Source organism: Blautia sp. MSK.20.85, from assembly GCF_013317245.1.
Classification (GTDB): domain Bacteria; phylum Bacillota; class Clostridia; order Lachnospirales; family Lachnospiraceae; genus Blautia_A.
In genome coordinates this window covers 15,009-27,601 of sequence record NZ_JAAIUN010000022.1, presented here as the reverse complement: position 1 = coordinate 27,601, position 12,593 = coordinate 15,009, and the positions used below count along the sequence as shown (strand labels likewise).

General features: G+C 45.7%; 9 protein-coding genes. 8 read left to right on the top strand and 1 reads right to left on the bottom strand.

All coding sequences use genetic code 11. The features are described 5' to 3' along the window. Window positions 1–14 precede the first annotated feature (14 nt). Window positions 15–1,133, top strand: coding sequence for a prolipoprotein diacylglyceryl transferase (lgt, locus tag G5B12_RS11970; protein ID WP_174088354.1), 1,119 nt, complete (start codon window positions 15–17; stop codon window positions 1,131–1,133). Window positions 1,134–1,286: 153 nt separating this feature from the next. Here lgt and G5B12_RS11965 read toward each other — a convergent pair whose 3' ends face one another. Next, on the bottom strand, window positions 1,287–2,093 hold the full coding sequence (locus G5B12_RS11965) for a helix-turn-helix domain-containing protein (protein ID WP_021977887.1): 807 nt from the start codon (window positions 2,091–2,093) through the stop codon (window positions 1,287–1,289). Between the two features lie 182 nt (window positions 2,094–2,275). Here G5B12_RS11965 and G5B12_RS11960 point away from each other — a divergent pair, with 182 nt between their 5' ends. From G5B12_RS11960 to mraY, 7 genes are all read left to right on the top strand, one after another. After that, entirely contained in the window at window positions 2,276–5,320 is a 3,045-nt protein-coding gene (locus G5B12_RS11960; protein ID WP_174088352.1) for a glycoside hydrolase family 2 TIM barrel-domain containing protein, read from the top strand. A gap of 303 nt (window positions 5,321–5,623) precedes the next feature. Next, entirely contained in the window at window positions 5,624–6,055 is a 432-nt protein-coding gene (mraZ, locus tag G5B12_RS11955; protein ID WP_021977885.1) for a division/cell wall cluster transcriptional repressor MraZ, read from the top strand. Between the two features lie 35 nt (window positions 6,056–6,090). Then, on the top strand, window positions 6,091–7,026 hold the full coding sequence (rsmH, locus tag G5B12_RS11950) for a 16S rRNA (cytosine(1402)-N(4))-methyltransferase RsmH (protein WP_021977884.1): 936 nt from the start codon (window positions 6,091–6,093) through the stop codon (window positions 7,024–7,026). Between the two features lie 29 nt (window positions 7,027–7,055). Further along, window positions 7,056–7,625, top strand: a complete 570-nt coding sequence (locus tag G5B12_RS11945) for a hypothetical protein (RefSeq protein WP_021977883.1) — start codon at window positions 7,056–7,058, stop codon at window positions 7,623–7,625. Window positions 7,626–7,656: 31 nt separating this feature from the next. Then, a complete protein-coding gene (locus G5B12_RS11940) occupies window positions 7,657–9,726 on the top strand; it encodes a peptidoglycan D,D-transpeptidase FtsI family protein (RefSeq protein WP_244096089.1) in 2,070 nt (689 codons plus the stop codon). A 66-nt stretch (window positions 9,727–9,792) separates the two neighbouring features. Then, window positions 9,793–11,559: a peptidoglycan D,D-transpeptidase FtsI family protein gene (locus G5B12_RS11935; protein ID WP_174088350.1), complete on the top strand. Its 1,767-nt coding sequence runs from the start codon at window positions 9,793–9,795 to the stop codon at window positions 11,557–11,559. A 63-nt stretch (window positions 11,560–11,622) separates the two neighbouring features. Next, the gene (mraY, locus tag G5B12_RS11930; RefSeq protein WP_021977880.1) at window positions 11,623–12,579 is read left to right on the top strand and encodes a phospho-N-acetylmuramoyl-pentapeptide-transferase; all 957 of its coding nucleotides are present in this window, start codon (window positions 11,623–11,625) and stop codon (window positions 12,577–12,579) included. The last annotated feature ends 14 nt before the right edge of the window (window positions 12,580–12,593 follow it).

Here is a 12,593-nt window from a genome sequence, read left to right as displayed (position 1 = left end):
TAACAGGTGATTTTATGGATATGTCAATTCGTTTTCCCGGCCTGAAACTGGTTTTGGACTATGTTCCGAAATCATTTGAGATTTTTGGATTTGAGATTACGATCTATGGTGTTCTGATCGCAGTCGGAATGCTCCTCGGAATCTTTTTTGTGGTGCTGGAAGCCAGAAGAAATCATGAGGATCCGGATGGATATCTGGATCTGACTATCATAACGCTGATCGCAGGCGTGATCGGTGCAAGGCTTTTGTATGCGGCTTTTTCGTGGAGTCTGTACAAAAATGATCCGGGGCAGATCCTGAATGTACGATCCGGTGGAATGCTTTTTTATGGTGGCCTTCTGGGCGGAGTCCTGAGCGGCGCGGTTTACTGCCGGCTCCGCAAAAAGCCATTCTGGAAAATGGCAGATCTTGCCTGTATGGGAATCCTTATCGGGCAGATAATAGGAAAGTGGGGAAGTTTCTTTAACAGAGAATCGTTCGGAGAATATGCAGATAATATTTTTTCCATGCAGATTCCGCTGACTGTGGTAAGAGCAGGAGAGGTAACTACCGCGATGCGCGAAAATCTTCAGACCGCAGACGGATTATCCTGGATCATAGCGCAGCCACTGTTTTTATATGAGAGTCTCTGGTGTCTGCTTGTATTTCTGATGCTTATGATGCATCTTCGAAAAAGGGTATTTCAGGGAGAGATTTTTTTGAGATATCTGGCGGGATATGGTCTGGGGAGAGCTGTGATCCAGTGGTTCCGCACAGATAAGGTATATTTTCCGGGAACAGAAATTGATGTTTCCTTAGTGATTTCAGGTGTGCTTTTTGTCTTATGTACAGTGATCGTTACGGTGAAGCTTGTAATGGCGAGGAAGCGTGCCCGGGTACGAAAGAGAAGAATCGAAAAAGATTACCAGGCAGAAAAAGAAGCCGCAGAACAAAGAGAACAGGCAATGGAGAATCTGGAAACAGAAACTGTACAGGGAGAAAAATATGAGTCAGGAGAAAATACGTCAGAAGGAGAAGAACCTCCGCAGAGCAGCACTTCTTCAGCAGTTGCAGGAGGAACGGAAGAAACTGGACAACCAGATCCAGTCCCGGAGCGACCTTCTGAAGAATCTGGAAGCCAGTCAGAGAGTTGACCGCATTCTGGAATTATACTATCAGAACTGAAACGATTTCAGAACATAAGAAAGCACTGTCCGGCAGGAAAAGTCAGAAAGACATATCCTGCAGGACAGTGCTTTTTTATATAATACAAAAGAACTTCCGGGCAGGTGTGTGCCATGGCAATATCAGTACATTTTACGAAAATCCAGAGGGGTGGTCCCGGTGATCTTACGGAACATGGCAATAAAATGACTGGCATCGGAGAAACCGGAAGCACCGGCAACATCCTGGATCTTCATATCCGGTTTGGACAGAAGGAGCTCTCTGGCGCGGCTGATACGGTACATTGTAACATACTCATAAACAGAGCAGCCAAGGAAGCGCTGAAACAGACGGGAGAGATACTGAGGAGAAACAAAAACACTCTGGCTCAGCTCGGCGGCTGTGATGTCATTCTGGTAACTGGTTTCGATTTCTTTTATTACAGGGAGCACATATCTCTGATAAAGCGGATTATCCTGGATTTTGGGAGAGGCAGCGCAGTCCATGAAATTCATAAGAAGATTGTAACAGTCCGAGGAAAGCGATTTCATATTCGGTGTCGGCTGGTGGTATTTTCGAAGGGAATAGGAGATCAGTTTACGGATATTTAAGCCCTGCTCTTTCGGGGTGAGGATCACTTCCTGATTGTCTGTCATAGAAGGGATACTGCCTGCGAGAGTCCCGGTAAATGTGGCAAACATGGTAATCCATGAGGTGGATTCCCGGTGATAGGAGTGGGGAACCGATGGTGCGATGAGAATCCCCTCGTTTGCACCCAGGGTATATTGTTTCCCGCGGACTTCGATACGTCCGGTACCTTTTTCCGTCTGGAGATAATGGTAGTAGGGATAGCCATCCGGGCGTGATATGTTATCCTGGTTCCAGTGATTCCCAAGAGATTCAAACATAAACGGAGCACTGACGGGAGTGTTTCTGAAATAAATAGACATATTCTTCACCTGTTTCTAAATGTTATATATTTTGGTGAAACATATTATACCATAATCTTTAAGTTTATACTATAATAATGTACAGACAGAAATGAAGTAACGAAAATACAACTGTAAAACACAGTATTTCAGGAAATTCAGTCAATATTTACCGGAATACAAAAGCCGGACAGGAGGAAAACATGAAAAAATTTGATTATTCTCTGGTGAAAGATCCACAGTATTTCTGTGACGGAAGAATGGAAGCGCATTCGGACCACATGTATTATCGCAGTGAGGAAGAACGGGAAGATGAGGAAACCTCCTATCGCCACAGCCTCAACGGACTCTGGAAATTCCACTATGCAAGAAATTATGCAAGTACAGTTGCAGGATTTGAGGAGGACGCATATTCCTGCAAGGACTGGGAAGATATTTATGTACCGGCGCATATCCAGATGGAAGGATATGATGTACCACAGTATGCCAATGTCCAGTATCCATGGGAAGGTCACGAGGAACTTCACCCGGGACAGATCCCGGAGCGTTTTAACCCGGTGGGAAGCTATGTGAAATATTTCCATGTGCCGGAAAACATGAAAGGAAAAAGAGTATTTATCTCTTTCCAGGGAGCAGAAAGCGGACTGGCTTTGTGGCTCAACGGAACTTTTGTGGGATACAGTGAAGATTCTTTTACCCCTTCAGAATTTGAGCTTACAGAGTATCTGAAAGAGGGCGAGAACAAACTGGCAGCCCAGGTATTCAAATGGACAGCCAGCAGCTGGTGCGAAGACCAGGACTTTTTCCGCTTTTCCGGAATTTACAGAGATGTTTATCTTTATACCGTGCCGGAGGTTCATGTCTATGATCTTAAGATCCGTGCGATCCCGGATGAGACCCTTAAAAAAGCAAGTCTTGAGATCGTGACAAAAACCTGGGGAAAAGGAAAACTGAAACTTATACTTTCCAGAAAAGGCGAGATCCTTTTGCAGGATGAAAAAGCTCTGGACGGTGAAGATACCTGTACATGGGAAATTTTAAACCCTCTGCTCTGGAGTGCGGAAGAACCGAATCTCTATGATCTTGACATGGAAGTGTATGATGAGAACGGAATGCTCCAGGAGATCATTCCTGAAAAAGTCGGTTTCCGCCGCTTTGAGATGAAAGACGGTATTATGACCCTCAACGGCAAACGTATTGTGTTTAAGGGAGTAAACCGTCATGAATTCAGCTCCGTCACGGGAAGACACGTATCCCGGGAGGAACTGATCCAGGATATTATGACTATGAAGCAGAACAACATCAATGCCATCCGTACCTGCCATTATCCGGATGCTTCTCCGATCTACCGCCTCTGTGATGAGTACGGCATTTATATGATCGCGGAAAACAATCTGGAATCTCATGGTTCCTGGGATGTGGCAGAACTTACAGGAGACTACACAGATATTGTTCCTCATAACAAACCGGAATGGCTTGGTATGATGCTGGATCGTGTAAATTCCATGTACCAGCGTGACAAAAATCACCCGGCAATCCTGATCTGGTCATGTGGAAATGAGTCCTTTGGTGGAAAAGATATCTTTGAGATGTCCGAATTTTATCGTAAGAATGATCCTACAAGACTTGTGCATTATGAAGGCCTTTTCCATGACAGAAGCTATAATGCAACCAGCGATATGGAAAGCCAGATGTATCCGTCTGTAGAAGCAATTAAGGAATTCCTAGCAAAAGATGACAGCAAGCCGTTTATCTGCTGCGAGTACACTCATGCAATGGGAAATTCCTGTGGCGCAATGCATAAATATACAGATTTTACTGACACAGAACCGAAATATCAGGGTGGTTTCATCTGGGATTACATTGACCAGTCCATTTATAAAAAAGACCGCTACGGAAAAGAATTCCAGGCATACGGCGGTGATTTCGGTGAGCGTCCGACGGATTATAATTTCAGTGGAAACGGTATTGCATATGGCGGTGACAGAACTCCGTCTCCGAAGATGCAGGAGGTCAAATTCAATTACCAGAATATCACTGCGGAGGTAACAGAAAATGCTGTAAAAGTTATCAACAAAAACCTGTTTGTAAATACCGATACGTTCCGCTGTGAAGTGACTCTTGCAAAGAATGGACATGTTCTTTGTACAGAGACACTGGAGACATCCGTAGAGCCGTTAAGCGAAAAAACATACGCCCTTCCTTTTGGAAAACAGCAGAGAGCGGGCGAATATACAGTGACCGTATCCTTCCTTCTCAGAGAAAAAACACTCTGGGCAGAGGCAGGACATGAGGTTGCATTTGGACAGTATGTTTACAAGGTAGAAGGAGAGGAGAAAGCTCCGGTTTCCGGTGTGGAGATCGTGAGAAGCCTTCACAACATCGGCGTTCGCGGAGAGAATTTTGAGGTGATGTTCTCCGTTCTCAATGGTGGGCTGGTTTCGTATAAATATGCAGGAAGAGAAATGATCGAGGCAATTCCGAAGCCGAATTTCTGGAGAGCACCTACAGATAATGACTGTGGAAATCAGATGCCGATGCGTTACGCACAGTGGAAGATTGCCAGCATGTACGCAAGCCACAAAGAGTTCCGCAGGGGAATGTATGGTCCGTCCAACGCCCCGGAGACAACTGTCCATGATAACAGTGTGGAGGTTGCCTTTACTTACATCATGCCGACGACACCGGTCAGCGAGTGCCGCCTTGCCTACGAAGTATTCGGAGATGGAAGGGTAAAAACTGCCCTGACCTATGATCCGGTAAAAGAACTGGGGGATATGCCGGAGTTTGGTGTACTCTTTAAATTCAATGCAGATTATGACCATGTCAAGTGGTATGGACTTGGACCTGCGGAAACTTATGCAGACCGCAAACATGGCGCAAAACTTGGCATCTATGAGAATATGGTGACAGACAATCTGGCACGTTATCTGGTACCGCAGGAATGTGGCAGCAAAGAAGGCGTACGCTGGGCAAAGATCACAGACAGAAAGGGCAGGGGAATGCTCTTTGAGATGGATGAGAAAAACGGCCCGATGATGTTCTCCGCACTTCCATATACCCCTCATGAAATGGAAAATGCCATGCATCCATATGAACTTCCGGAAATCCATTATACTGTTGTCCGTGCCGCAAAGGCACAGATGGGTGTGGGAGGAGATGACAGCTGGGGTTCCTATACCCACCCGGAATATCTTCTTGACACCGATAAAAAAATGGAATTTTCTTTTGTATTCAAAGGACTTTAAATGTCATAAAAAAACAGAACATAAAGGCTGAAAAAAAGCTTCCGGAAACCATCCGGAAGCTTTTTTATTTCATAATAATGCACAGAAAATATACATGCTGAAAAAAAACCTGTGGATATTTCATGAAAAGAAAAAAAACTTGGATATGCACTTGTTTTTTCATGGTAAATAGTTTAGAATGATTACATAAGTGGTAGAAAGTGGTGAATAGTGGTAGCGAATGGGGCTGAGTGGCAGAACACACCATTTGCACCCTGGAAACACGAAGGGGAGAATCGTGTTTCACGAGAGTAGGTGGGTTTCATGTTCATGGGCGAGTATAATCATACGATCGATGCGAAGGGGCGTCTGATCATCCCATCCAGGTTCAGGGAACTCTTAGGGGAAGAGTTCGTACTGACCAGAGGGCTCGATGGTTGCCTTTCCATTTATCCGATGGATGAATGGGCTGCCTTTGAAGAGAAACTCCGAGCATTACCACTTACAAATAAAGACGCAAGAACCTTTTCACGTTTCTTTGTAGCCGGAGCTACGACATGCCAACTGGATAAGCAGGGGAGAATTCTGGTGCCGCAGACGCTGCGCCAATTCGCTGGTCTGGAGAAGGATGTGGTGCTTACGGGTAATCTGAACCGGATTGAGGTATGGAGCAAGGAGAAGTGGAGCGAGAATTGCAATTATGATGACATGGACAGCATTGCGGAGAGCATGCAGAACATTGGAATCGTCATTTGAGCATAGCGCAGGTAGAAATCCCACAGGAGACGGATATGGAATTTAAGCATAAATCTGTATTACTCGATGAGACCATTGAAGGCTTAAGGGTAAAGCCGGATGGAATCTATGTGGATGGCACTTTAGGAGGAGCGGGACACGCCACAGAGGTGTGTAAGAAACTTTCTGCCAAGGGGAGATTTATTGGCATAGATCAAGACCAGGATGCGATAATTGCTGCGAGTGAACGGCTGTCAGCCTTTAATCAGGTGACAATCATTCGCAGCAATTATTGTTACATGGCAGATGAGTTAAGATCCCGTGGCATTGAGAAAGTGGACGGGATCCTGCTGGATTTAGGAGTGTCATCTTATCAGCTGGATAACGAAGAGAGAGGTTTTTCCTATCGGTATGATTCTCCTCTGGACATGCGAATGGACAGAAGGCAGAGCCGTACAGCCGGAGATATTGTCAACGGCTATGAAGAACGGGAACTTTATCGTATTATCCGCGATTACGGCGAAGATAAATTCGCCAAGAATATAGCGAAACATATCGTGGCTGCCAGAGCGCAGGCACCGATTCAGACAACCGGGGAACTGACAGAAATCATAAGGGGAGCCATCCCCATGAAAGTACAGGCTACAGGAGGACATCCGGCCAAGAGGACTTTTCAGGCGATACGCATTGAGCTGAACAGAGAGCTTGATGTGCTCCGTGATTCTCTGGACGGAATGATCGATCTTCTGGATGACGGAGGAAGGATCTGTATCATCACATTCCATTCTCTGGAAGACAGGATCGTAAAAACGATTTTCCGCAAAAATGAAAATCCATGTACCTGTCCGCCGGATTTTCCGGTTTGTGTATGCGGAAAGAAATCAAAAGGTAAAGTGATCACAAGGAAACCGATCCTTCCTAGTGAACAGGAGATGGAGGAGAATCCGAGATCAAAAAGTGCGAAGCTTCGTATTTTTGAACGAAAGCTGTAAATGAGTTTTTAAAGATGGAAGGTAGGCAAATGGCGAAGACAGGAAGAGGGACTACAGCCAGAAGAAATCGGAATACCGTCAGGAACAGCAGAGAAATGTATGTTCAGGGAAATGCGGTAAAAAGGTTACAGGAAGTTCCTCGCAGAACTGATCTGCCCGATGTACAGGAAAGGCGTCGGCTGGCCCGGGAGAGAAATCAGAAATCCGCAGTTCCGGTAACACCTGCGAAGCAGGCGGCGAACAGGAAGATACAGCGGAACAGAGAAAAAGCGATGGCTATGAATAAAGGTTTCGTTCTGTTTCTCACTGCGGTTTCCATTGCGGTATTATTTACCTGCATCAATTATCTGCAGGTAAAATCAGAAATCACGGCGAGTATGAAAAATGTTGCAAATCTGGAATCTGAGCTTGCCCAGCTGAAGGAAGATAACGATGCATATTACAGTCAGGTTACTTCTGATGTTGATATCAGCGCGATCAAGAAAAAGGCAATCGGCGAGCTTGGGATGAAATATCCTTCTGAGGATCAGATACAGACATATGTTACCGAGGGTAACAGCTATGTAAGACAGTATCAGGATGTGGATACGCACAAGTAACAGATGTACAGTTTTTTGAGCAGGTGATCGATTGAGTACAAGAAGGCGCAGGCCGGTAAAAAAAATTAATAAGAATATGAAAAAAAAGCTGGCAGTACTATTTTCTTTAGTGGTGTTGGCTTTAGTTGGTTTGGTGGCAAGAATTACCTATATTAATGCCACAAGCGGAAGCAAATACAGAAAACAGGTGCTGAGTCAGGCACAGCAGAAATATGAAAATCAGACACTCCCCGCCAAAAGGGGAGATATTTATGACCGGAATGGAAATATTCTGGCAACAAGTAATAAAGTTTATAATGTGATTCTTGACTGTCTGGAAGTTAACAAGGATGAAGATTCCGTGGAGCCGACCATCAAGGCTCTTGTGGAAGTACTTGGCCTGGATGAGGAGGAGATGCGTAAGCTTCTCAACGATGACAGCACAAAGAGCAGTCAGTATCAGATTGTCAAGAAACAGATCTCCATGGATGATAAGAAAGCCTTTGAGAGCTATGAGAATCCGGGGGATGACAGCGAGCTGAGCGCCGCTCAGAAGAAAGAGCGTTCCAAGGTCACAGGAGTATGGTTTGAGGAGGATTACTTAAGATCTTATCCGTTCAACGAAACAGCCTGTGACACCATTGGTTTTACACTTTCCAGAGATGTGGCAGATGCAGGTCTGGAGGGTTATTACAATGCAACGCTTACCGGTGTTGACGGAAGACAGTATGGATACATCAACAATAATTCTGATGTGGAGCAGACGATCATAGAGCCCACCGACGGAAAAAGCATAGAAACTTCCCTTGACCTGGGGCTTCAGCAGATTGTGGAGAAGTATGTAAATACTTTTGAAGAAAAAATGGGAGCCAAGAATGTCGGTGTCATTATCGAAGATCCAAAAACAGGAGAAATTCTGGCCATGGATGGTGGTGACCGTTACGATCTGAATAATCCGAGAGACCTTTCCAACGTTTATTCCGAGAGTGAGATTGCGGCCATGAACGATGAGGAAACCGTAGATGCTCTGAACGGAATGTGGAGTAATTTCTGTGTGACAGACGCATACGAACCGGGATCAGTAGTAAAGCCCATTGTTATGAGTTCTGCTCTTGAGATGGGAGCCATTTCCGAGACAGATAATTTTGTCTGTGACGGAGGACAGTCCTTTGGTGCGGAAGGAGCTACGACATTTATTAAATGCGCGGTATGGCCCGATGCCCATGGAACAGAAGCACTTTCCGATGTTATTGCCAATTCCTGTAACGATGGTATGATGCAGATCGCGGCGAAAATGGGAAAAGATAATTTCCTCAAAACGCAGAGTACGTTCAACTTCGGAACAAGAACCGGTATTGACCTTCCGAATGAGGGAAGCGGTGTAATCCACACCAGCGAGACCATGGGAGAGACAGAGCTTGCATGTTCCGCATTTGGACAGGGATATACGCTGACGATGATCCAGGAGATCAACGCCATGTGTTCCGTTATCAATGGTGGATATTATTATCAGCCACATCTGGTAACCAGGATCAAAGACAGCAGTGGTGGAATTGTGAAGACGATTTCTCCGACTCTGATGAAACAGACCATTTCCGAGAAGATATCCGCAGATATCCGCTCCTATATGGCAGCCAGTGTAGATCACGGTACCAGCCGTACTTCTAAGGTTCAGGGCTACAGCTCCGGTGGTAAAACCGGTACAGCCGAGAAGCTTCCACGAGGCAATGGCAAATATCTGGTATCTTTTATCGGCTTTGCACCGGTGGATGATCCGGCTCTTGTGATTTACGTTGTTGTAGATGAGCCGAATGTAGAGGATCAGGCAAGCAGTACTTATGCACAGTATATTGCCCAGGGAATCCTTTCCGAAGCGCTTCCGTATCTGAATGTGCAGCCGGATGAGGCTGAGGACGGCGAAGTTCCGACTACAGAACTGTGGGATATCTTTAAGGGAATCAGTGATTCCGCAACAGGATCTGCTACTGACGGACAGAAGGAAGCAATCTCCAATGAAGATGTTCCAAGCCCGCCGGAAGATGCTTCCGAGGACGAAGATACAGAAGATAACAACGATATGCAGAGTGACGGCCTTACCAATGAAGAGGCCGGCCTGGAATAAGATTTTGAATACCCTCTCAGGGAAATGTCATATATTACAATGACAATCTCTGAGGGGGATTTTTTTATGATCCGGACCATGGTTTATCACAGGAAAAAGATCCGGGTGGTTTTTGTGATCTGTGCGCTGCTTCTTCTGGGGCTTGTGGGGAGACTTCTGTATCTGATGGGAGCACAGGCTGAATATTATTCAAAAAAAGCAGATGATCTTCACGAGAGGGAACGTGACATCAAGGCTGCCAGGGGAAAAATTCTGGATATCAATGGAAATATTCTGGCAGATAACCGGACAGTCTGTACTGTATCCGTGATACACAGCCAGATTAAAGATCCGGAAAAAGTGATCCAGGTACTTGCGAAAGAACTGACCATGGATGAAGAGACCATCCGGAAAAAAGTAGAAAAAATTTCTTCTATTGAAAGAATTCGAACAAATGTGGAAAAAGCAACCGGGGATGCGATCCGTGAGTATGCACTTGCGGGAGTGAAAGTGGATGAAGATTACAAAAGATATTATCCCTGTGGTTCCCTTGCCTCCAAAGTGCTGGGATTTACAGGGGGTGACAATCAGGGAATCATTGGCCTTGAGGTGAAATATGATGAGATCCTGAAAGGCGAACCCGGGAAAATTCTCACAGTTACCGATGCACGTGGAGTGGAAATTGACGGGACCGGAGAACGGCGGAAGGAACCAGTGGCGGGAAATACACTGCGGACCAATCTGGATGTTAACATTCAGAAATATGTACAGCAGGCGGCGCTGAAAGTGATGGAGGAAAAACAGGCAGAGAGGGTGTCCATTCTTCTCATGAATCCTCAGAATGGAGAAATCTATGCCTGTGTCAATGTTCCGGAATTTGACCTGAACGATCCGTTTACGCTAAACACAGAAGAAACGTCTTCAGATAGAAAAAAGAAGCAGGATCTTCTGAACCAGATGTGGAGAAATCCCTGTCTGAACGATACTTATGAACCAGGTTCGACTTTTAAGATTATCACCATGGCAGCGGGATTGGAAGAAGGAGTTGTGTCAACGGAAGACCGTTTTTTCTGCCCGGGGTATAAAGTGGTGGAGGACCGGAGGATACACTGTGCAAAAAGAACCGGACATGGTGCACAGAACTTTGTAGAGGGTGCACAGAACTCCTGCAACCCGGTGTTTATTGAGGTGGGACTGCGGCTGGGAGTAGATAATTATTATAAATACTTTAAACAGTTCGGACTTTTGAAAAAAACAGGAATTGATCTTCCGGGAGAAGCTGGAACGATCATGCATAACCCGAAAAATATGGGAGAGGTGGAACTTGCCACCGTATCCTTTGGCCAGTCGTTTCAGATCACGCCGATCCAGCTGGCAACAACGGTCAGTGCGATCATCAATGGCGGAAACCGGATCACTCCTCATTTTGGGATCAGTGTGGAAAGCGCGGACGGAACAGAAGTGCAGACACTGGAATATCCGGTGGAAACGGGGATCGTGTCCAAAGAAACTTCACGGACAGTACGGACGATTCTGGAAACGGTAGTTTCAGAAGGTTCCGGGAAAAACGCCGGGATCGAAGGTTTCTCCATCGGGGGAAAAACAGCTACCTCTCAGACTCTGCCCAGAGGTTCCGGCAGATACATTTCTTCATTCCTGGGATTTGCACCGGCAGAAGACCCGAAAGTTCTGGCCCTGTGCATTATCCATAATCCTCAGGGCATGTATTATGGCGGAATCATTGCCGCACCGGTAGTAAGAAGTATTTTTGAAAATGTGTTGCCCTATCTTGGAATTGCGAAGACCGTCACGCAGACTCCATCCGGGGAAAACCGGGCAGATGGGGTTGATTAATGAAAGGAAAAGCCTTATACTGTTGAAGAAGTATAAAAAAACGAAAGAATTAGAGGTGTGAGGATGGAGTTTCATGTTGTGATCCCTGTGCTGATCTCATTTGCGATCAGCCTTGTATTAGGACCGATTGTTATCCCTTTTTTAAGAAGACTTAAAATGGGACAGACAGAGAGAGAGCTGGGCGTGCAGTCCCACCTGAAAAAGAACGGTACCCCGACCATGGGCGGAGTGATCTTTCTCATTGCGACAACTGTGACATCACTGTTTTATATCAGAGATTATCCGATGATCATCCCGGTACTTTTCCTGACCCTGGGATTTGGACTGATCGGATTTCTGGATGATTATCTGAAAGTAGTCCTGAAACGTTCAGATGGTCTTCTGCCATGGCAGAAAATGGCACTGCAGATTGTTGTGACAGCTGTATTTGCTTTTTATCTTGTAAATTATTCCAACGTATCCCTGACTATGAAGATCCCGTTCTGGAGCGGACATTATCTGAATCTGGGATGGTTTGCGGTTCCGGTACTGTTTTTTGCGGTTATCGGTACAGTAAACGGAGTAAACTTTACCGACGGACTTGACGGACTGGCTTCCAGTGTTACCCTGATTGTTGCAGTATTTTTTACTGTTGTTTCCCTTGGAATGAACAGTGGTGTGGAGCCGATTACCTGTGCGGTTGTAGGCAGCCTTATGGGCTTCCTTCTGTTTAATGTATATCCGGCCAAGGTATTTATGGGAGACACCGGTTCTCTGGCACTGGGCGGTTTTGTGGCTGGTGTGGCTTATGCCATGCAGATGCCGCTGTTTATTATCCTGGTGGGACTGATCTACCTTATTGAGGTACTGTCCGTTATGATCCAGGTATCCTATTTCAAGGCAACACACGGAAAAAGAATTTTCAAGATGGCGCCTATCCACCATCATTTTGAGCTTTGCGGGTGGTCCGAGACACGGGTCGTTGCAGTGTTCTCTGTTGTAACTGCCATTATGTGCCTGATCGCTCTCCTGGCATTATAAGGAGGAACAGAAAA